Annotated in this window: 23 protein-coding genes; 19 read left to right on the top strand and 4 right to left on the bottom strand. The window is 65.0% G+C overall.

Going from position 1 to position 20,869, the window contains the following annotated elements:
- Positions 1-191: 191 nt before the first annotated feature.
- Positions 192-482, bottom strand: a complete 291-nt coding sequence (locus GTP90_RS06820; RefSeq protein WP_161082788.1) for a hypothetical protein — start codon at positions 480-482, stop codon at positions 192-194.
- 176 nt (positions 483-658) lie between these two features.
- On the opposite strand from GTP90_RS06820, the gene GTP90_RS06815 reads away from it, so the two are divergent.
- From GTP90_RS06815 to motD, 10 genes are all read left to right on the top strand, one after another.
- The gene (locus GTP90_RS06815; RefSeq protein WP_117011660.1) at positions 659-1,378 is read left to right on the top strand and encodes a pseudouridine synthase; all 720 of its coding nucleotides are present in this window, start codon (positions 659-661) and stop codon (positions 1,376-1,378) included.
- A complete protein-coding gene (locus tag GTP90_RS06810) occupies positions 1,375-2,373 on the top strand; it encodes a fumarylacetoacetate hydrolase family protein (protein WP_161082787.1) in 999 nt (332 codons plus the stop codon). Before GTP90_RS06815 ends, GTP90_RS06810 begins: the two co-directional genes overlap by 4 nt.
- Positions 2,374-2,480: 107 nt before the next feature.
- Positions 2,481-3,662 carry a flagellar biosynthesis protein FlhB gene (gene flhB, locus GTP90_RS06805; protein WP_161082786.1) on the top strand — a complete coding sequence of 394 codons (1,182 nt, stop codon included), beginning with the start codon at positions 2,481-2,483 and terminating at the stop codon, positions 3,660-3,662.
- Complete coding sequence (gene flhA, locus GTP90_RS06800; RefSeq protein ID WP_161082785.1) at positions 3,659-5,782, top strand: flagellar biosynthesis protein FlhA; 2,124 nt, start codon at positions 3,659-3,661, stop codon at positions 5,780-5,782. Before flhB ends, flhA begins: the two co-directional genes overlap by 4 nt.
- A gap of 49 nt (positions 5,783-5,831) precedes the next feature.
- Entirely contained in the window at positions 5,832-6,767 is a 936-nt protein-coding gene (locus GTP90_RS06795; protein ID WP_161082784.1) for a DUF4351 domain-containing protein, read from the top strand.
- A 150-nt stretch (positions 6,768-6,917) separates the two neighbouring features.
- Positions 6,918-8,366 (top strand): flagellar biosynthesis GTPase FlhF, encoded by a 1,449-nt coding sequence (gene flhF / locus GTP90_RS06790; protein ID WP_161082783.1) that lies wholly within the window; start codon positions 6,918-6,920, stop codon positions 8,364-8,366.
- Positions 8,359-9,156, top strand: coding sequence for a MinD/ParA family ATP-binding protein (locus tag GTP90_RS06785; protein WP_161082782.1), 798 nt, complete (start codon positions 8,359-8,361; stop codon positions 9,154-9,156). Before flhF ends, GTP90_RS06785 begins: the two co-directional genes overlap by 8 nt.
- A gap of 43 nt (positions 9,157-9,199) precedes the next feature.
- On the top strand, positions 9,200-9,931 hold the full coding sequence (locus GTP90_RS06780) for an RNA polymerase sigma factor FliA (RefSeq protein ID WP_161082781.1): 732 nt from the start codon (positions 9,200-9,202) through the stop codon (positions 9,929-9,931).
- On the top strand, positions 9,913-10,659 hold the full coding sequence (locus GTP90_RS06775; RefSeq protein ID WP_161082780.1) for a flagellar motor protein: 747 nt from the start codon (positions 9,913-9,915) through the stop codon (positions 10,657-10,659). The genes GTP90_RS06780 and GTP90_RS06775 overlap by 19 nt, the downstream gene beginning before the upstream one ends.
- Position 10,660: 1 nt before the next feature.
- Positions 10,661-11,437: a flagellar motor protein MotD gene (motD, locus tag GTP90_RS06770; protein ID WP_161082779.1), complete on the top strand. Its 777-nt coding sequence runs from the start codon at positions 10,661-10,663 to the stop codon at positions 11,435-11,437.
- A gap of 18 nt (positions 11,438-11,455) precedes the next feature.
- On the opposite strand, the gene GTP90_RS06765 is transcribed toward motD, so the two are convergent.
- The 3 genes from GTP90_RS06765 to flgA all read right to left on the bottom strand — a co-directional run bounded on the left by GTP90_RS06765 (position 11,456) and on the right by flgA (position 13,074).
- Positions 11,456-11,932 (bottom strand): flagella synthesis protein FlgN, encoded by a 477-nt coding sequence (locus tag GTP90_RS06765; RefSeq protein ID WP_117011651.1) that lies wholly within the window; start codon positions 11,930-11,932, stop codon positions 11,456-11,458.
- Between the two features lie 8 nt (positions 11,933-11,940).
- On the bottom strand, positions 11,941-12,255 hold the full coding sequence (gene flgM, locus GTP90_RS06760) for a flagellar biosynthesis anti-sigma factor FlgM (protein WP_161082778.1): 315 nt from the start codon (positions 12,253-12,255) through the stop codon (positions 11,941-11,943).
- Between the two features lie 108 nt (positions 12,256-12,363).
- Positions 12,364-13,074 (bottom strand): flagellar basal body P-ring formation chaperone FlgA, encoded by a 711-nt coding sequence (gene flgA, locus GTP90_RS06755; protein ID WP_161082777.1) that lies wholly within the window; start codon positions 13,072-13,074, stop codon positions 12,364-12,366.
- A 158-nt stretch (positions 13,075-13,232) separates the two neighbouring features.
- Between flgA and flgB the strand changes: the two genes are divergently transcribed.
- The 9 genes from flgB to flgJ all read left to right on the top strand — a co-directional run bounded on the left by flgB (position 13,233) and on the right by flgJ (position 20,819).
- Complete coding sequence (gene flgB, locus GTP90_RS06750; protein ID WP_161082776.1) at positions 13,233-13,658, top strand: flagellar basal body rod protein FlgB; 426 nt, start codon at positions 13,233-13,235, stop codon at positions 13,656-13,658.
- Between the two features lie 2 nt (positions 13,659-13,660).
- Positions 13,661-14,068 (top strand): flagellar basal body rod protein FlgC, encoded by a 408-nt coding sequence (gene flgC, locus GTP90_RS06745; protein ID WP_117011648.1) that lies wholly within the window; start codon positions 13,661-13,663, stop codon positions 14,066-14,068.
- Positions 14,069-14,084: 16 nt separating this feature from the next.
- Positions 14,085-14,789, top strand: a complete 705-nt coding sequence (locus GTP90_RS06740; RefSeq protein WP_161082775.1) for a flagellar hook assembly protein FlgD — start codon at positions 14,085-14,087, stop codon at positions 14,787-14,789.
- A gap of 37 nt (positions 14,790-14,826) precedes the next feature.
- Positions 14,827-16,386 (top strand): flagellar hook protein FlgE, encoded by a 1,560-nt coding sequence (locus GTP90_RS06735; protein ID WP_161082774.1) that lies wholly within the window; start codon positions 14,827-14,829, stop codon positions 16,384-16,386.
- Positions 16,387-16,397: 11 nt separating this feature from the next.
- On the top strand, positions 16,398-17,138 hold the full coding sequence (flgF, locus tag GTP90_RS06730) for a flagellar basal-body rod protein FlgF (RefSeq protein WP_161082773.1): 741 nt from the start codon (positions 16,398-16,400) through the stop codon (positions 17,136-17,138).
- 81 nt (positions 17,139-17,219) lie between these two features.
- Entirely contained in the window at positions 17,220-18,002 is a 783-nt protein-coding gene (gene flgG, locus GTP90_RS06725; protein WP_117011644.1) for a flagellar basal-body rod protein FlgG, read from the top strand.
- A gap of 10 nt (positions 18,003-18,012) precedes the next feature.
- Complete coding sequence (locus GTP90_RS06720; protein ID WP_161082772.1) at positions 18,013-18,669, top strand: flagellar basal body L-ring protein FlgH; 657 nt, start codon at positions 18,013-18,015, stop codon at positions 18,667-18,669.
- Between the two features lie 47 nt (positions 18,670-18,716).
- A complete protein-coding gene (locus tag GTP90_RS06715) occupies positions 18,717-19,841 on the top strand; it encodes a flagellar basal body P-ring protein FlgI (protein WP_161082865.1) in 1,125 nt (374 codons plus the stop codon).
- A 12-nt stretch (positions 19,842-19,853) separates the two neighbouring features.
- A complete protein-coding gene (flgJ, locus tag GTP90_RS06710; RefSeq protein WP_161082771.1) occupies positions 19,854-20,819 on the top strand; it encodes a flagellar assembly peptidoglycan hydrolase FlgJ in 966 nt (321 codons plus the stop codon).
- Positions 20,820-20,869 lie beyond the last annotated feature (50 nt).

Raw genomic sequence — 20,869 nt, 5'->3', positions numbered from 1 at the left:
TGGCCGTTAGCCGCAGTGATAGCATCACTGGACTAGCGATTAACATTAACAATCCAGCCTTATTCCTGCTTGCATATCTGACTTGGTGGACTATAGTGGTGTTGTAGTTCTTTCCAAGGGGGGCCGATATAAACAGTTTATCTTGTTGTCAGCACGATCTTGTTCAGTTTTGATGGAACTACTCAGCTGCATCATGGATGCGGAGTAGAGAGAATTTCGATTCCTCGTAATGAGTCCTGTGATGGGACTGAAAACAGCGGCGCAATGCCGCTGTTTTCAATTGTGGCCTCGTTTTGTGCGAAACCGCCGGCGTCCAGCCAGGCGAGGAAGTGGGCCTGGCGGTCGGCATGCCATTGGTCGCGCGGGCAGCACGGCGTTTCGTCGGCGGAGATGTGGCTGCGGCAGCGCGCCAGCAACAGCTCGGTTCTATGCATGGCGGCCTGTTCTTGTGCCGCTGTCGTCACGGTGAGTAGGGTAGTCATGGTGGGTCCTGCTGAGCATTCCTAATGCATTAGGCGGATTCCTAACGCGGTTTTCAGTCTATCAATGGAATGGCTATAGGACTTGATATGCATCAAGGATTGGCTGTCCAGGACATTTGCTGCGACGCAGCAGCCGGCGCCTTCCCGCTGCCATCGGCATCCTGTAAAATCCGGCCATGAGTAAATTATCCCTAGACCGCATCCTGCAATCGCAGGGTTACGGCACCCGCAAGTATTGCCGCTCCCTGATTGAAGACGGCGAAGTGAGCATCGGTGGCGTCGTGCACGACAATTACAAAGCCAGCATCGAGACCGATGGCCTGGTGCTGACCATCTTCGATGAGGAATGGGTGTACCGCGAACACCTGTACATCGCGCTCAACAAGCCGGCCAATTTCGAATGCTCGCGCAAGCCCAGCCACCATCCCGGCGTGCTGACCTTGCTGCCCGAGCAGTTCAGCTGGCGCGAAGTGCAGCCGGTCGGCCGGCTCGACCATGACACCACCGGCATGCTGCTGATGTCGGACGATGGGCCGTTTATCCATGCACAATCGTCGCCGAAGCGGCACGTGCCGAAGATTTACCAGGCCACCACGCAGGAACCGGTCACCGACGAGCTGGTGGCGCAGTTGCTGTCCGGCGTGCAGCTGCACGACGAACCGGCCCCGCTGGCGGCGCAGACCTGCATCAAGCGCGGCGAGCACCAGTTGGAAATCGTGCTGGAGCAGGGCAAGTACCACCAGGTCAAGCGCATGCTGGCGGCCGCCGGCAACCATTGCAGCGCGCTGCATCGCTCCGCCATCGGCACGCTGACGCTGGAGTCGCTGGGCATCGCCGAAGGCGAATGGTGCTACCTGACGCCGGAACAGCTGGCATTGCTGGCCCCTTCCGCATGAAGCTGGCCACGCTGAAGGACGGCACCCGCGACGGCCAGCTGATGGTGGTGTCGCGCGACCTGAAGACGGCGCAGCTGGCCGACGGCGTGGCGCGCACCCTGCAGCGCGCCTTGGACGATTGGACCTTCATCGCCCCGCAACTGGACGCGATCTACCAGGATCTGAACCAGGGACGCGCCCGCCGCAGCTTCGATTTCGAGCCGCAGAATTGCATGGCGCCGCTGCCGCGCGCCTTCCAGTGGGCCGACGGTTCGGCCTACGTCAACCACGTCGAGCTGGTGCGCAAGGCGCGCGGCGCCGAGCTGCCGCCGTCGTTCTGGGAGGATCCGCTGATGTACCAGGGCGGCAGCGACGATTTCCTCGGCCCGACCGACGATATCGAGCTGTTCCGCGAAGAGTGGGGCATCGATTTCGAGGCCGAAGTCGCGGTGATCACCGACGATGTGCCCATGGGCGTCACGCCGGACCAGGCGCACCAGCGCATCCGCCTACTGATGCTGGTCAACGATGTGTCGCTGCGCAACCTGATTCCGGACGAGCTGGCCAAGGGCTTCGGCTTCGTCCAGTCCAAGCCGGCCACCAGCTTTTCGCCGGTGGCGGTCACGCCGGACGAGCTGGACGACGCCTGGAAGGGCGGCAAGGTCCACCTGCCGCTGCTGTCGACCTGGAACGGCAAGCTGGTCGGCAAGCCGCAGGCGGGCGTGGACATGGTGTTCAACTTCCCGCAGCTGCTCGCCCACCTGGCCAAGTCGCGCAACGTGCGGGCCGGTTCGATCATCGGCTCTGGCACGGTGTCCAACAAGGATGCCAAGCGCGGCTATTCCTGCATCGCCGAACAGCGCTGCCTGGAGACGATCGCCGGCGGCGCACCGGTCACGCCGTTCATGGCCTTCGGCGACACCATCCGCATCGAAATGCTGGGCGGCGACGGCAAATCCGTGTTCGGCGCCATCGAGCAGCGCGTCCAGCAGGCGGGCGCGGCGAAATTGCCGTAAGGAATCTACGAGCAGGCCCGGAAATACCGCCGTATTCCAGCGATGGCCTGGTCCCGCCGCGGCCGATAATGGCACGGTCGAGATAAACCCCGCAGCAGGCAGATTCCATGGCAGAAGACAGCGACGCAGAAAAGACCGAACCCGCGTCACCGAAGCGCCTCGAGCAGGCGCGTGAGGAAGGCGATGTTCCCCGTTCGCGGGAAGTGGCGACGTTTACCGTGCTGATGGCCGCGGGCGCCGGCCTGTGGATGACCGGCGACGGCCTGGTCGGCCAGCTGCATTCCGCCCTGGTGTCCGGCCTGACGCTGAACCAGGAACAAATCTTCGATGCCGACATCCTGCTCAACCGCATTGGCGTGGACGTGGTGCGGGTGATGCTGGCCTGCCTGCCGCTGGGCATCGCGGTGATGCTGGTGGCGCTGGCGTCGCCGCTGCTGGTGGGCGGCTGGCTGTTCAGCGGCAAGGCGATCGCGCCCAACTTCAACAAACTCAATCCCGCCAACGGCCTGGGCAATATGTTCTCGTCCAACTCGCTGGTCGAGCTGTTCAAGGCCGTGGCCAAGGCGCTGGTGGTGGGCCTGGTGGCCTGGCTGGTGGTGATGAAGCAGAAGGATGCCGTGATCGGCCTGGCGGTCGAGCCGCTCAAGCTGGGCACGGTGCACCTGCTGAACATGCTGGGCAGCTGCTTCCTGTTCATCGTCGGCGCGCTGGGCCTGATCGCCGCCATCGACGGCCCTTACCAGATGTGGCACTACGCGAACAAGCTGAAGATGACCCGCCAGGAGCTGATCCAGGAATCCAAGGAGTCGGACGGCAATCCGCAGATCAAGGCCAAGATCCGCCAGCTGCAGCGCGAGATGGCCAAACGCCGCATGATGGCCGACGTGCCGACCGCCGACGTGGTGGTGACCAACCCGACCCACTACGCGGTCGCGCTCAAGTACAGCGACGGCATGCGCGGCGCGCCGAAGGTGGTGGCCAAGGGCACCGACGAAGTGGCGGCCAGGATCCGCGAGATCGCCAAGGAGAACAAGGTGACGCTGCTGGAGGCGCCGGCGCTGGCGCGTGCGCTGCACAAGCACACCGAGATCGGCGACGAGATTCCGGAAGCGCTGTACTCGGCCGTGGCCGAAGTGCTGGCCTATGTGTTCCAGCTGCGCCTGTTCAGCAAGGGCGGCGGCAACCGGCCGGATATACCGAAGACACTCGATGTGCCGCCTGAGCTCGATCCGCTCAACCCCGCATCGCAAAAGAAGAAACCCGACTTGAATAACGGAGCACCCGCATGAACGCCCTGAGCAACCTGAAACTGCCGCCCTGGCTGCAAGGCCTGGCCAACAGCCGCAACAAGAGCAGCCTGGCCGCGCCTATCCTGATCATCATGCTGCTGGCGATGATGGTGCTGCCGTTGCCGGCCTTCGTGCTCGACATTTTCTTCAGCTTCAATATCGCGCTGGCGGTGATCGTGCTGCTGACCAGCCTGTACACCGTCAAGCCGCTGGACTTCATGGCCTTCCCGACCATCCTGCTGGTGTCGACCATGCTGCGCCTGTCGCTGAACGTGGCGTCGACCCGCGTGGTGCTGACCGAGGGCCACACCGGCGCCGACGCGGCCGGCAAGGTGATCGAGGCCTTCGGCCACTTCCTGATCGGCGGTAACTACACGGTCGGTATCGTGGTGTTCATCATTTTGACGATCATTAACTTCACCGTGGTGACCAAGGGTGCGGGCCGTATCGCCGAGGTGGGCGCGCGTTTCGCCCTGGATGCGATGCCGGGTAAACAAATGGCGATCGACGCCGACCTCAACGCCGGCCTGATCGGCGAGGCCGATGCCCGCAAGCGCCGCAGCGAAGTGGCGCAGGAAGCGGAGTTCTACGGCGCCATGGACGGTGCCAGCAAGTATGTGCGCGGCGATGCCGTGGCCGGCATCCTGGTGACGGTGATTAACGTGGTCGGCGGCCTGCTGGTCGGCCTGCTGCAGCACGACCTGAGCTTCGCCGACGCGCTGAAGAACTACACCTTGCTGGCCATCGGTGACGGCCTGGTGGCGCAGATCCCGTCACTGGTGATTTCCACCGCGGCCGGTATCGTGGTGTCGCGCGTGGCCAGCGAGCAGGACATCGGCACCCAGGTGGTGGGGCAGTTGTTCGCCAAGCCGCAGGTGCTGTACATCACCGCCGCCATCATCGGCGGCATGGGGCTCATTCCCGGCATGCCCAACCTGGTGTTCCTGTTGCTGGCGAGCGTGCTGGCCGGTTCGGCCTGGCTGATGACGCGCAAGGTGGCGGCCGGCAAGACCGCCGAGGTGGCGGCGGCGGAAGCGGCGGCCGCGTCGCCGGCCGCGGCGCCGGAGCAGGAGGAGGCCAGCTGGCAGGACATCATGCCGGTCGATACGCTCGGCCTGGAGGTGGGCTATCGCCTGATCCCGCTGGTGGACAAGACCCAGAGCGGTGAACTGCTCAAGCGCATCAAGGGCATCCGCAAGAAGTTCGCGCAGGAGGTGGGTTTCCTGGCGCCGCCGGTGCATATCCGCGACAACCTGGAGCTCAAGCCTTCGGCCTACCGCATCACGCTCAAGGGCGTGGAGGTGGGCACGGGCGAGGCGTTCAACGGCCAGTTCCTGGCGATCAATCCTGGCATGGCCAGCGGCACCTTGCCGGGACTGGTGACCACCGATCCGGCCTTCGGCCTGCCGGCCACCTGGATCGACGCCAATCTGCGCGACCAGGCGCAGGGCATGGGTTACACGGTGGTCGACGCCGGCACCGTGGTGGCGACGCACTTGAATCACCTGATCACGACGCACGCGTCCGAGCTGCTGGGCCGCGCCGAGGTGCAGTCGTTGCTGGATCACCTGGGCAAGGATGCGCCCAAGCTGGTGGAGGACCTGGTGCCGAAGATGGTGTCGTTGTCGACCTTGCAGAAGGTGTTGCAGAACCTGCTGGCGGAAGGCGTGCACATCCGCGATATGCGCTCCATCATCGAGACGCTGGCCGAGCACGCCGTGCACACGCAGGATCCGAACGACCTGACCGCGCTGGTGCGCATCTCGCTGGGCCGCGCCATCGTGCAGCAGCTGTTCCCGGGCGCCAGCGAGTTGTCGGTGATGACGCTGGATAACCGCCTGGAACGCTTGCTGATGCAGGCGCTGGCGGCCAGCGGGCCGGACGGCGCGGGCATCGAGCCGGGCCTGGCCGACACCATTGCACAGCAGGCGCAGCAGGCGGCGCAGCAGCAGGAGGCGCTGGGCTTGACGCCGGTGCTGCTGGTGCCTGGGCCGCTGCGGGCTTTGCTGTCGCGATTCCTGCGCCGCGCCTTGCCGCAGTTGAAGGTGCTGTCGCATGCGGAGATCCCGGAGACCAAGACCATCCGCGTGACCGCGCTGGTGGGCCAGCAGCCGGCGTAAGTTTGAGCGGATCGCGGCTGCCTCCGTGTGGGCGGCCTAGACTGCTCGCATGGAGGCCGACGATTTCGATACGCCGTGGAAGGAAGTGGTCATGCACCACTTTCCGGAGTTCATGGCGTTCTACTTTCCCCTTGCGCACGCCGCGATCGACTGGTCGCGGCCGCATACTTTTCTCGATCAGGAATTCGGCGCGTTGACGCGCGATGCCGAGCTGGGCAAACGCCTGCTCGACAAGCTGGTCAGCGTGTATCTGCATGACGGCAGCGAGCAGTGGGTGCTGGTGCATCTGGAGGTGCAGGGCTGGCGCGATGCGCGGTTTGCCGAGCGTATGTTTGTCTACAATTATCGTGTCTATGATCACTACCAGCGGCCGGTCGCCAGCCTGGCGCTGCTGACCGATGGCGGTGCGCGCTGGCGGCCCGCTTCGTTTAGCTATCGGCTGCTGGGCTGCGAGATGAAGATCGAATTTCCGGTCGTGAAGCTGCGCGATTTTGCTGGCCGCATGGACGAATTGCGGGCGCATCCGAATCCGTTTGCGCTGGTGACGATGGCGCATCTTCAGGCGCGGCAAACCAAGGGGAACGCGCATCGGCGGCGCATCGCCAAATGGCGGCTTACCAAGCTTCTGTATCAACGTGATTGGGACAAGCAGCGTATCATCAATTTGTACCGGGTGATCGACTGGATCATGCGCTTGCCTGAGGGACTTGAGGCACGCTTGCGATCCGGGATGTTGCAGATTGAAAGGAGGAAGGCCATGGCTTATTTGTCTTCTATCGAACGTATCGGAATGGAAATTGGCAGGCAAGAGGGCAGGCAGGAGGGCGGGGCCGAGATGCTCACCGAGCTGCTGACCAAACGCTTCGGCCCGCTGGATGCGCAGGTGCGGGCGCGCATCGCCGGGGCGGATGTGCCGCAGCTGTCGGCCTGGGCGCGCAACTTTGTCGACGCCACTTCGCTGGAGGAGGTTTTCCGCAGCAGTTAAGCCGTCTCGTCCGCAATGGCGAAATGCGGCCCATTTGCCCCCCTGTTCGTCGGATCGTTTCCTAAGTGCATCGTCAATAATGGCACTGTCAGAGTAAAGGCGTCTCATCCGGAAGACGCACTGCTCGACTTAGACTCCTGAGAGCCGGCCATGAACGTCAAAAAATTTACCGCACCGACTTCCCGCGAGGCGCTGCGCAAAGTCCGCGAATCGCTCGGCCCCGATGCCGTGATCCTGTCCAATCGCCAGGCCGATGGCGGCGTTGAAATCCTCGCGCTGGCCAACGACGATGCCGCTTCGCTGGCCATGCCGGCGCCGCACTCGCCAATGGCCGATCCGGCGCCGTCGCTCGACCTGAACACCGCCGCGCCGTATGGCCGCGCCGAGCAGCGCCTGGAGCCGCGCCTGGAACAGCGCATGGAACCCCGTTTCGAATCGAATATGCCAACCCCGGCGCCAGCCGCCCTGCCAGCGCAACCGGTGCGCCGCGTGGTGGCTTCCAATTCGTCGTTCGCCAGCGCCACCAAGGCCGCAGCCGCAGCCGCGGTGCCGGCGCCAGCGCCGGCCAAGGCCACGATCGATGCCGAGCAGATCGCCGCCCTGGTCAGCGCCGCCGTCGCCAGCGCCAAGCAGAACGCCGCCGCCGAGATGCAGGGCATGATGAGCGAAATCCGCGCCATGCGCGGCATGATGGAAACCCAGCTGGCCGAGATCTCCTGGGGCACCACGCAGGCGCGCGAGCCGCAGAAGGCCGCCGTGCTGCGCGAGATGCTGGCCGCCGGTTTCTCGGCCAGCCTGGCGCGCTACCTGATCGAAAAACTGCCGGCCAACCGCGACGCCGCCGACAGCCTGCGCTGGATCAAGAATGTCCTGACCCGCAACCTGCAAACCATGGCCAACGAAGACGCGCTGATCGAGCAGGGCGGTGTGTTCGCGCTGGTCGGTCCGACCGGCGTCGGCAAGACCACCAGCACCGCCAAGCTGGCCGCGCGCTGCGTGATGCGCCACGGCCCGGACAAGCTGGCCCTGATCACCACCGATGCCTACCGTATCGGCGCCCACGAGCAGCTGCGCATCTACGGCAAGATCCTCGGCGTGATGGTGCACTCGGTGAAGGACGAGGCCGACCTGCGCATCGCCCTGAAGGAACTGAAGAACAAGCACACGGTCTTGATCGACACGGTCGGCGTCAGCCAGCGCGACCAGATGGTGACCGAGCAGGTGTCGATGCTGCAAGGCGCAGGCTCCGACGTCAAGCGCCTGCTGTGCCTGAATGCGACGGCCACCCAGGAAACGCTGAACGAAGTGGTGCGCGCCTATCAGGGCAGCGGCCTGGCCGGCTGCATCATGACCAAGCTCGATGAAGCGGCCGCCATCGGCAACGTGCTGGACGTGGTGATCCGCCAGAAGCTCAACCTGTTCTACGTGTCGAACGGCCAGCGCGTGCCGGAAGACCTGCACCTGGCCGATCCGGCCTACCTGATCGACCGCGCTTTCAAGTTGAAACGCGACGCCGTCAACACCCAATACCTGGACGCCGAACTGCCGCTCCTGATGAGCAACGGTGAACCAGCGCTGCGCGAGGTGCACCTTGGCTAATTTCGATTTCGACCAGGCGGAGGGCCTGCGCCGCATGCTGGCGGGGCCGCAGCCCCGCATCGTCACCTTCCTGTCGGCCACGCCGCAGGACGACAAGGGCGCCATGCTGGTCAACCTGGGCGCCTCGCTGGCGCGCGCCGGCAACGACGTGCTGCTGGTCGATGCCTGCGCCAGCGCCCATGGCGTGGCCTCGCGCCTGGGCGTGGACGGCGGCGCCAGCCTGCTCAACGTGGCGCGCCAGGAGTGCGCGCTCAACCAGGTGATCCACCAGGTGCCGCAAGGGTTCTCTGTGGCGTCGATGACACGCGGCGTGCCGCGCAGCGGCCCGGACGAGACGCGCCGCCTGGCCAAGGCCTTCGATGTGCTGGCCAAGCAGACCGGCATCGTCATCGTCGACGGCGAGTTCGACGGCGTGGCCTTCCCGGTGCCGGTCATGGCCAGCTCGGAAATCGTGGTGCAGGTGTCGAATAGCGCTACCTCGATCAAGGCCGCGTACAGTATGATCAAGCGCCTGAACCAGGAGCTGGGACGGCGGCCGTTCGGAATTGTGGTCACCGGGGCTTCCGAATCGGAAGCAAAGGTGGTATACGATAACATGGCACAGGCGGCCAGCCGATACCTCGCGGTGAACCTCGTTTCGATGGGATCGGTGCCGGCGGATGAATACCTGCAGCGCGCCGCACGCTTGGGGCGTGCGGTGGTCGATGCGTTTCCGCTGGCCGGGGCTTCGGTCGCGTTTCGTCAACTGGCGGGGCGCTTCGCGCTGGCCAGCTCGCCATCTTTCCGTTAAGGGAGCATGACAATTTTAGCGCTTAATCAATAATAAACAGGCTATGTACACGGTCAAAGGGAAAGCGGACAAGGATTCTTTGCTGACGGAGCATATGCCGTTGGTCAAGCGCCTGGCCCATCACATGAAGGCGAAACTGCCGCCCAGCGTCGAAGTCGACGATCTGGTGCAAGCCGGGATGATCGGCCTGCTCGACGCCATCAGCCGTTACGAGGAAACGCATGGCGCCCAGTTCGAAACCTACGCCGTGCTGCGCATCCGCGGCGCCATGCTCGACGAGCTGCGCAACAGCGACTGGCTGCCGCGCTCGATGCGCCAGAACATGCGCAAGATCGAGACCGCGATGAGCACGCTGCAGCAGCGCCTGGGCCATCCGCCGACCGAGTCGGAAGTGGCCAAGATGCTCAAGCTGTCGCTGGCCGACTATCAGGAAATGCTGTCCGACGGCGGCGGCCACCAATTGGTGTACTACGAAGATTTTCACGACGACGACGGCAACGACAGCTTCCTCGACCGTTACTGCTCGGACGAGGAGAGCGACCCGCTGCGCTCGCTGCTGGACGGCGACTTCCGCCAGGCCGTGATCGACGCCATCGACGCGCTGCCGCCGCGCGAGAAGATCCTGATGGGGCTGTACTACGAAGAGGAGCTCAACTTGAAAGAAATCGGCGCCGTGATGGGCGTATCGGAATCGCGCGTATCGCAGCTGCATACGCAGGCCGTGGCGCGGTTGCGCGCCTCACTTCGGGAGCGGTCTTGGACTGGGCCAGCGTAGCCGGGGTGCTGCTGGCGCTGGCCGGCATCGTTGTCGGCCAGACGCTCGAGGGCGGCAAGCTCGGCTCGCTGCTGCAGCCGGCCGCGTTCGCGATCGTGGTCATCGGCACGTTTGGCGCGGTGATGCTGCAGACCCGCTTCAAGACTTTTTTGCGCGGCGTGCGCATGCTGCGGCTGGTGTTCGCGCCGCCGGCCGACACCCGCGCCGTGCTGGCGCGCGACATCAACGCCTGGAACCTGGCGGCGCGCCGCGACGGCCTGCTGTCGCTGGAGCGTTACATGCTGTCGTCCAAGGACCAGTTCAACACCAAGGGCTTGCGCCTGATCGTCGACGGCATCAACCCCGACAAGCTGCGCCAGATCCTCGACACCGAGATCACCGCCTACGAAACCGAGGAGCGCCAGGCGGTGCGCATCTGGGAATCGGCGGCCGGCTATTCGCCCACCATCGGCATCCTGGGCGCGGTGCTGGGCCTGATCCACGTGATGGAAAATCTCACCGATCCAAGCAAGCTGGGCTCGGGCATCGCGGTGGCCTTCGTGTCGACCATCTACGGTGTCGGCCTGGCCAACCTGTTCTTCTACCCGATCGCCAACAAGCTCAAGGCCATCGTGACGCAGGCCGTGCACCAGCAGGAGATCGCCGCCGCCGTGTTCTACGACATCGCCACCGGCGACCACACGCGCGTCATCGACGAGCGCATCGCCACGCTGCTGCGGGAACACTGACATGCAGAACCGCCGCGCCCGCAGGAAGTTCGACGACGAGCCGGAGAACCACGAGCGCTGGCTGATTTCCTATGCCGACTTCATCACGCTGCTGTTCGCCTTCTTTGTTGTCATGTATGCGATCTCGGTGGTCAACATCGGCCGCTACAAGGTGCTGTCGGTCGCGCTGGGGGACGCCTTCGGCGGCGCCGGTTCGGCCAAGCCGGTCACCACCGAGGTGCCCAACCTGCCCATCCCCAATCCCAACCTGCGCCGCCACGCCGAACTGCTGCGCAAGGAAAAAACCCAGATGACCAAGCTGGCGCAGGACTTGTTGTCCACGCTGGCGCCGCTGGTCAAGGAGGGCAAGGTGCGCGTCACGCAGAACAGCCGCGGCGTCAGCGTCGAGATCAACGCCTCGGTGCTGTTCGATCCGGGCGACGCGCGCCTGACCAGCGAATCGACCGAAGCCTTGCGCGCCGTGGCCGGCCTGCTCAAGAGCGACGACCACAATGTGCAGGTGGAGGGCCATACCGACAACCAGCCGATCCGCAACGCGCTGTTCCCGTCCAACTGGGAGCTGTCGGCGGTGCGCGCCAGCAGCGTGGTGCGGCTGTTCATCGACGCCGGCGTGGCGCCGGGACGCTTGACCGCGGTGGGCTTCAGCTCGAACGTGCCGGTGGCGTCGAACGACAATCCGATCGGCCGCGCGCGCAACCGCCGCGTGGCGGTCACGATCTTGTCCGGTATTCCGGATACGGTGACGGAGTTGCCGACGCCGGCGCCGGCTCAGCAGTAGATAAAATAAAAGCGCAGATCAGCCGGCCAGGAAACCGCGGCTGCGGGGCAGGGTGGTGGACAGGCCGCCAGGGCCGTAGAAATTGTTGGCGCCGGCCGATTGCGGACGCAGCGCCTGCAGCGCGCCTTGCGTATGGCCCATCTGCTTGTTGATCAGCATGCCGTTGATGCGGTTGAGTTCCTTGGCTTCGCGCGCGTGGTGCTGCAGCGCCTGCCACAGGGCGGTGGCTTCGGCGGCGTCGGCGCCGCTGGCGGCAACCCAGGCATCCATGCCGGCTTCCTCGGCCGGGTAGCCGGCCTTGCCCAGGGCGCGGTGGCGCTGGGCCGACAACAGGGTCATCTGCGTGACCAGTGCCGATTTCTTCGTGGTGACCGCCGTCAGGCCGTCGATTTCCGCCGCCACCAGGTGTTGCTGTTCCTGCTTCAGGACGCCCAGCAGGGTCGTCATGATCTGTTCTTCTTCACGCAGGCTGTTCAGCGGGGTAGCGGTTGACATGGTATTACCTATCGTTTGCGAGAGTGCAGCAGATCCTTGACTGTATCCAGCAAGCCATCCGCCACTTTTTCCGAGTTGACCTGGAACTGACCGTCGGCAATCGCCAGCTTAATGCGCTCGACCTTCTTGGTATCGAACACAGCGTTGGCGCCGCCGGCCGCACTGGCCGCCAATGCCTGGCCTTGCGGCGACAGGCGCACATTGTCGGACGTTGCAGGCGTCGCCGGGGCGGCCGCCTTGTCCGCGCCGCGCGCGGTCGAGGTGGAAGCCGGGGACGACGACGGCAAGCCGGTCGTGCTCTTCAATGTATCGTTGATTTTCACAGCATTATCCTTCTCTGGTAGGAGTACGAAACTCCGGGATCTGAGTCTATAACGGCGGGCGCGCGCGAAACTTTAGCGTTGCCTTACCGTCCGATCCCCGGCGTTCCGTCAAAACGCCACCTCCACCAGCCCGCCTGCCTTGGCGATCCCGGTGATTTGTTGCCCACCGGAAGTTTTTACCTGGACTACCTGGCCGTCGCCGGCCGTGCTCATGGCGCGGGCCTCGGCCGAGACGCTGAAGCCGTTGCCGCTGGAAACCAGCCGCACCAGTTGCCCGGATTGCACCACCGGCTTGCTGCGCAGCGTGTCCAGGCGTAGCGGCGTGCCTGGCGGCAGTGAAATATTGGTGCTGCGGCCAATCACCTGGCCCATGTCGGTGGCGATGCCGGCCGGCAGCGCGGTCAGGTCGCCCTTCAAGGTCACCAGCTGGCTGGCCTCGATGGCCTGGCCCTGGGCCAGCGGGGCGGCGCTGGCGATGTACTCGCCGACCACGGTGACCGTGGCTTGAATATATACCGTCCAGGCCGTTGGTGTCGCACAGCGCACGCCGACCGTGGTCTTGCCCCAGGCGCGCGCGCCGGGCATGAAGAACGCCTGCGGATCGGGGCAGGCGGCCAGGTTCATGCGCGGGTCGATGGCGCCCACGGCGACCGTCACCTGGCCCGGCAGGCCGCCGCTTTGCACCTGCAGGAATTGTTCGACGCTGCGCTTGAGCGCGGCGGCGTCCTGGCGCAGCGGCGCCGCTTGCTGGGATTGAGCTTGGGCGTGGGCCGCCGGCAGCAGGGTCAGCAGGGCGGCGGTGATGAGCAGTCGTTTCATGGCGTGAGAGTCCCCTTCAATGTTGCCATCATAGTCTGGCGGCCTGGACTTGAAGCCTTGAATAGGACCGAAAAGCAGTGGCTTATCGCTCGATCGTTACCGCCGGCAACTCCGTATCATCGATCCTGTCATAACAAGTGCGTCCATTGGGAGCTGCCATGGTTGGGAAACTCGACGATTACCTGCGCTTTAACGAAGCCGCGCTGAGCCTGCGCTCTCAGCGGCAGAGCGTGCTCGCCTCGAACATCGCCAACGGCGACACGCCCAACTACAAGGCCCGCGACATCGATTTTTCCAGCGCCATGAAGGCCGCGCTGGACAAGGCCAGCCCCAGCGCCAACGCCACCTTGAAGACCACCGCCAGCAAGCATTACCCCAACCCTCCGCAAGACGGTACGACGATGGCGGACGGCACGCCGCTGCTGTATCGCGGCGTGGTGCAGGGCGCGGTCGACGGCAACACGGTCGACATGGATGTGGAACGCAACCAGTTCGCCGACAACGCCATCCGCTACGAGGCTGGCATCACCGCAATCAACGCCCAGATCAAGACCATGATGGCGGCGATACAGGGAGGTAGCTGATCATGTCGCTGTTTAATATTTTCAATGTTTCAGGTTCGGCCATGAGCGCCCAGGCGCAACGGCTCAACGTGGTGGCGTCCAACCTGGCCAATGCCGACAGCGCCACCAGCGCCAGCGGCGAGGCCTACCGCGCGCGCCAGGTGGTGTTCGAGGCCACCACGCCGACCGACGGCGGGGCCTCGACCGGGGTGCGGGTCAAGCAGGTGGTGGAAGACCAGTCGCCGATGAAGCAGATGTACGACCCCAAGCATCCGATGGCCGACGACAAGGGCTATGTGACCATGCCCAACGTGAACGTGGTCGACGAGATGGTCAACATGCTGTCGGCCTCGCGGTCCTACCAGACCAACGTCGAGACGATGAACGCGGCCAAGACGCTGCTGCTTAAAACCCTGACCATCGGCCAGTAATTCTTAAGAGGACACCATGACTATCAGCGGAGTGATCGACACGCCAGTGGCGGCGCCGATCAATACAACCAACACCGGCAGCACCACCAAGTCCACCACCGATGTCGGCGCGGACCAGGACAAGTTCATGAAGCTGCTGGTGACGCAGCTGAAGAACCAGGATCCGCTGAACCCGATGGACAACGCGGCCATGACCAGCCAGCTGGCCCAGCTGTCGACCGTGACCGGCATCAACAAGGTCAACGCCACGCTGGAATCGCTGCGTACCGACCAGGCCGCCTCGCAATCGCTGACCGCGACCAACCTGATCGGCAAGGGCGTGCTGGTGGCGGGCAAGGGGGTCGACCTGACGACCAGCACCGACAGCGCCGGCAACACCACCAGCACCAGCGTGTTCGGCATCGACCTGGCCTCGCCGGCCGAGAGCGTGACGATCTCGATCCAGGACAAGGCCGGCGCCGTGGTGCGCACCATGAGCATGAAGAGCACCGACGTCGGCACCTACCCGATCACCTGGGACGGCACCACCGACGCCAAGACCGCCGCGCCGGCCGGCAGCTACACCTTCACGGTGAAGGCGGTGAGCGCCGGCAAGACCCTGACCGACGCCACGCCGTTGCAACTGGCGGCGGTGGCCAGCGTGTCGACCGGCAGCGGCGGCGTCAAGCTGAATACCTCGCTCGGACAGTTCGCGATGTCCGATATCAAAGAAGTTTTGTAACGCAGTTCACACGTCATACCTAGCATAGGGGAATACCATGTTCCAACAAGGACTTAGCGGCCTGAACGCAGCATCCAAATCGCTGGACGTCATCGGCAACAACATCGCCAACGCCAGCACCGTTGGCTTCAAGGGCTCGCAGGCGCAGTTCGCCGACCTGTACGCCAACTCGCTGAACGGCGTGTCGGGCAACAACCCGGGCATCGGTGTGACGACCGCCAAGCTGGCCCAGCAATTCACGCAGGGGAATATCGAGACCAGCAACAACCCGCTGGACATCTCGATCAACGGCGGCGGTTTCTTCCGCGAAGTGGTGAACGGCGCGGTGCAGTACTCGCGCAACGGCCAGTTCCACGAAGATAACACCCACACGCTGGTCAACGCGCAGGGCGCGGTGCTGACCGGTTACCTGTCGAACGCGGCCGGCGTGATCCAGCTGGGCGCGCCGACCCCGCTGACGCTGGACAAGTCCGACCTGACGCCGGTGCAGACCACCACCGCCAACTTCCAGCTGAACCTGAGCTCGGCGGAGAAGGTGCCGGCCACGATCCCGTTCGATGCCGGCGATCCGACCAGCTACAACAAGCAGACCGTGCTGAACGTGTACGACAGCCTGGGCACCTCGCACATCATGACGACCTACTACGTCAAGACCGATGCCAACACCTGGGACGTGTACGCGGCGGCCGACAACAAGGAAATCATTTCCGGCAGCGTGGCGGCGGCGATCAATATCGACCCCAACGTGAAGATCGCCCGCAGCGCCTACAACGACGCGGTGCGCGCGACGCCGCCGGACCCCGCCGCCATCGCGGCGGCTGCGTTCACCTATGCGGCGGCGGCCCATAGTTCGATGGCGGCGGCGGCGGTGGTGCCGCCGGCTGCGGCCTCGCAGGCCCAACTGGACGCGCTGGATGCCGCCTTTACCGCGCTCGATCCAACCGGCAGCAATTCGATCACCGGCATGACGCCCGACCAGATCAATGCCAAGCTGGCCGCCGCCATCACGGTGCCCGCGGTCAAGGCCGGCACCCTGTTGTTCAGCAAGACCGGCGTGCTGGACCCGGAGGCGATGGCCTTGATGCAACCGACGCCGCAAACGTTGCCGTTCAATATCCAGCTGCCGATTTTCCCTGACACCGGTTCCCAACAGCCGTTGACGGTCGCCACCACCTTCGACAAGACCACCCAGTACGGCAGCGTCACCAACGACCTGGGTTCGGTGCAGAACGGTTACTCGGCCGGTTCGTGGCAGCGTTACGCCATCGACGCCAACGGCGTGATCCTGGGCCAGTACAGCAACGGCAAGTCGCGTCCGATGGGCCAGATCGCCATGGCCAACTTCGCCAGCGTCGACGGCCTGACCCCGCTGGGCAACAATGCCTGGGCGGAAAGCTCGGCCTCGGGCACGCCCATGGTGGGCGTGCCGAACGCCGGCTCGATGGGTTCGCTGCGCGCCAGCTCGGTCGAGGTGTCGAACGTCGACCTGACGGCCGAACTGGTCAACATGATCACCGCGCAGCGCGTCTACCAGGCCAATGCGCAGACCATCAAGACCGAGGATTCGGTGCTGCAAACCTTGGTCAACCTCCGGTAATCGAGTAAGCCATGGACCGCCTGGTTTATACCGCGATGACAGGGGCGCGGCACGTGATGGAGCAGCAAGCCACCGTCGCCAACAACCTGTCCAACGCCACCACCACCGGCTTCCGCGCCCAGCTCGATACGTTCCGGGCGGTGCCGGTGGTGTCGGAGGGCTTGCAGACGCGCGCCTTCGTGGTCGATTCCACGGTGGGCGCCGACATGCGCGCCGGCCCGATCCAGACCACCGGCCGCGCGCTGGACATCGCGGTGCGCGACCAGGGCTGGATCGCGGTGCAGTCGGCCGACGGTTCGGAAGCCTACACCCGCAACGGCAGCCTCAAGGTCAGCGAGAACGGCCTGCTGCAAACCACCAGTGGCCAGACGCTGGTGGGCGACGGCGGCCCGATCGCCATCCCGCCCGACACCACGGTGACGGTGGCCGGCGACGGCACGGTCAGCACCATCTCGACCGACTTCAAGCCCGGCCCGGCCAATGTGCTGGGGCGGATCAAGCTGGTCAACCCGGACCCCAAGGGCCTGGTGCGCGGCGACGACGGCCTGTTCCGGCAGGTCAGCGGCACGCCGGCCGAGAACGACCCGGCGGTGCGCGTGGTCGATGGCGCGCTGGAGGGCAGCAACGTCAATCCGGTCGATTCCATGGTCAACATGATCAGTCTGGCAAGGCAGTTTGAAATGCAAATGAGCCTGCTGAAGAACGCCGAGAATAACGCCGCAAAAGCCACCCAGATCCTCGCTTTGAGTTGATGCCCGCTCCCGCATAATGGTTGCGTGGGATGAGTAGCTGTCGCTTTTGACGGCTCCCGTCCGAGCAACGGGAGAAGCATCATGATACGTTCACTGTGGATCGCCAAGACCGGCATGGAAGCGCAACAGACTGCGCTCGATGTCACGTCCAACAACCTGGCCAACGTCAGCACCAACGGCTTCAAGAAGTCGCGCGCGGTGTTCGAGGATCTGCTGTACCAGAACATCCGCCAGCCGGGCGGGCAGTCGTCGCAGCAGACCAACCTGCCGTCGGGCATGCAGCTCGGCACCGGCGTGCGGCCGGTCGCGATCGAACGGGTGCACACCCAGGGCAATCCGCAGTCGACCGGCAATGACAAGGACCTGATGGTCAACGGCAACGGCTTCTTCAACGTGCTGCTGCCGGACGGCACCACCGCCTACACCCGCGACGGCTCCTTCCAGCGCGACAACAACGGCCAGATGGTCACCTCCAGCGGCTTCGTGCTGCAGCCGGCCATCACCATCCCGATCACCGCGCAATCGATCACCGTGGGCCGCGACGGCACCGTGTCGGTCACGCTGCCGGGCCAGGTGGCGCCGCAGCAGATCGGCAGCATCCAGCTGTCGACCTTCATCAACCCGACCGGGCTGGAGTCGAAGGGCGAGAACCTGTACGTCGAGACCGGCGCTTCCGGCAACCCGCAGACCAACACCCCCGGCACCAACGGCACCGGCGTCATCATGCAAGGCTATGTGGAAACCTCGAACGTCAACGTGGTCGAGGAGATGGTCAATATGATCCAGACCCAGCGCGCCTATGAAATCAACTCGAAGGCCATCACGACCTCCGACCAGATGCTGGCGAAGCTGTCGCAGATGTAAGGAGATGATCATGAAATACGCCATCACCATCGTCGCCGCCGCCATCGCCCTGAGCGGCTGCATGACCACCCCGACCTCCATCGTGCAGATGCCGATGACGGCCCGTCCGCTGACCAGCGAACAGCTGCAGACGGCGCCGTCCAACGGCGCGATCTACCAGAACGCCGCCTTCCGTCCGATCTTCGAGGACCGCCGCGCGCGCCACGTGGGCGATGTGCTGACCCTGGTCATCACCGAGAAAACCTCGGCCGTGAAAGCCGGCGCCAGCTCGGGCAACAAGTCCGGCAGCGTCAGCGCCAGCGTGCCGGGCCCGCTGCAATCGACCTTCGGCGGCACGCTGTCCGCCACCAACGCCAGCAAGTACGCCGATGGCGACAACCAGTCGGCCAGCAACACCTTCACCGGCACCATGGGCGTGACCGTGGTCGAGGTGCTCTCCAACGGCAACCTGATCGTGGCCGGCGAGAAGCAGGTGGCGATGAACAAGGGCGTGGAGTTCATCCGCTTCTCCGGCATGATCAATCCCGACAATATCGCCACCGGCAACACGGTGCAGTCGACCGCCGTGGCGGACGCCAAGGTCGAGTACCGCACCAACAGCCAGATCGACCGCGCCGAGATGGCGTCGATGGCGTCGCGCTTCTTCCAAAGCCTGTTACCTTTCTGATGGCCATCATGGACAGCAATCACAAACTCAACGATGGCGTGCGCCGCATGGCCGGCCTGTGCAAGCTGGCCGCGCTGCTGGCGTTCCTGGCCGTGGCCGCGCTGCTGGTGCAGCCGGCCCGCGCCGAGCGCCTCCGGGACCTGGCCAGCATCGGCGGCGTGCGGCAGAATCAGCTGATCGGCTACGGCCTGGTCGTCGGCCTGGACGGCAGCGGCGACCAGACCACGCAGACCCCGTTCACCGTGCAGAGCGTGGTCTCCATGCTGCAGCAGCTGGGCGTGAACCTGCCGCAGGGTACGTCGCTGCAATTGAAGAACGTCGCCGCCGTGATGGTGACGGCCTCGCTGCCGCCGTTCGCGCAGCCGGGCCAGACGCTGGACATCACCGTCTCGTCGATGGGCAACGCCAAGAGCCTGCGCGGCGGCACGCTGCTGATGACGCCGCTCAAGGGCGCCGACGGCCAGGTCTACGGCATGGCCCAGGGCAATGTGCTGGTGGGCGGCGTGGGCGTGGCGGCCGGCGGCGCGGGCGGCAGCTCGCTGACCGTCAACCACCTGAGCGTGGGCAAGATCTCCGGCGGCGCCACGGTCGAGCGCGCGGTCGCCACCAGCCTGGGCGAGGGCAACTTCATCAAGCTGGAATTGAACACGGCCGACTTCGCCACCGCCAGCCGCGTGGTCGAGGTGATCAACGATAAATACGGTCCCGGCATCGCCTACGCGCTGGACAGCCGCGTGATCCGCGTGCAGTCGCCCAGCAGCAGCGACCAGCGCGTGAGCTTCATCGGCACCCTGCAGGACATGCAGGTCAACCCGGCCGAGCAGCCGGCCAAGGTGATCATGAACGCGCGCACCGGCTCGGTGGTGATGAACCGCGCGGTCACGCTCGACACCTGCGCCATCTCGCACGGCAACCTGTCGATCTCGGTGACGGCCGATCCGCAGATCAGCCAGCCCAATCCGCTGTCGGGCGGGCGCACCGTGGTCGCGCCCAACCAGCAGGTGGGCATCAAGGCCGACAGCGGCAAGGTCATGCTGGTCAAGGGCGGCGCGTCACTGGCCGACGTGGTCAAGGCGCTCAACGCCATCGGCGCCACGCCGCAGGATCTGCTGGCCATTTTGCAGGCGATGAAAGCGGCCGGATCGCTGCGCGCCGAACTGGAAATCATCTAAGCGGGGCGCATCATGACCAGTCCAACCACCTCCAACGACCTCAGCAGCAAGTTCGCCCTCGACGTCAAAGACATGGGCAGCCTGCGCCAGTCGGCCAAGGCCGGCAGCCCGGAGGCGCTGAAGACGGCCTCCACGCAGTTCGAGGCCATGTTCGTCAACATGATGATGAAGAGCATGCGCGAGGCCACGCCGCAGGACGGCATGATGGACAGCCAGCAAACCAAGATGTTCACCACCATGCTGGACCAGCAGACCAGCCAGAATATCGCCAAGAAGGGCATCGGCCTGTCGGACATGCTGATCCGTCAATTGTCCAAGACCGCCGACAAGCAGGCGCTGGCGATCGGCAACGAGGCCGGCGACACCGGCAGCGGCGCCAACGGCGGCAGCTTCGGCGGCCTGGCCAGCCTGATGGACGCCAAGCTGCAGCGCGCCATCGCGGCGGCCGGCGGCGCCGGTGCGGCCGGCTCGGTGGACGACAACAGCGCCGTCCCTGCCACGGTCAAGGGCAGCCAGGCGGCGCACGTGCGCAGCTTCCAGCAAAAGCTCGGCGCGGACGCCGAGGAGGCCAGCCGCGCCACCGGCATCCCGGCCAAGTTCATGCTGGGCCAGGCCGCGCTGGAGAGCGGCTGGGGCAAGCGCGAGATCAAGGGCCGCGACGGCAGCAACAGCCACAACCTGTTTGGCATCAAGGCCGGCGGCGACTGGAAGGGCAAGGTGGTCGAGGCCACCACCACCGAATATGTCAACGGCAAGGCGCACACCCGGGTCGAGCGCTTCCGCGCTTACGACAGCTACAGCGACAGCTTCAAGGACTACGCCAAGCTGTTGGCCAGCAATCCGCGCTACGAGAAGGTACTGGCCAGCGCGGGCGACGCCAGCAGCTTCGCGCACGGCCTGCAGAAGGCCGGCTACGCCACCGACCCGAATTACGCGACCAAGCTGACCAGCATCATCAAGCGCTCGCTGGCCGGCTAGTCAAGTTTGGCGGCGGCCTGCCGTTACCACCTTACAGATAGAGTAAAAAC

The organism is Duganella vulcania, assembly GCF_009857655.1.
Taxonomy (GTDB): domain Bacteria; phylum Pseudomonadota; class Gammaproteobacteria; order Burkholderiales; family Burkholderiaceae_D; genus Rugamonas; species Rugamonas vulcania.
The sequence above is the reverse complement of the archived record's forward strand: the minus strand, read 5'-3'. Positions and strand labels throughout refer to the sequence as shown.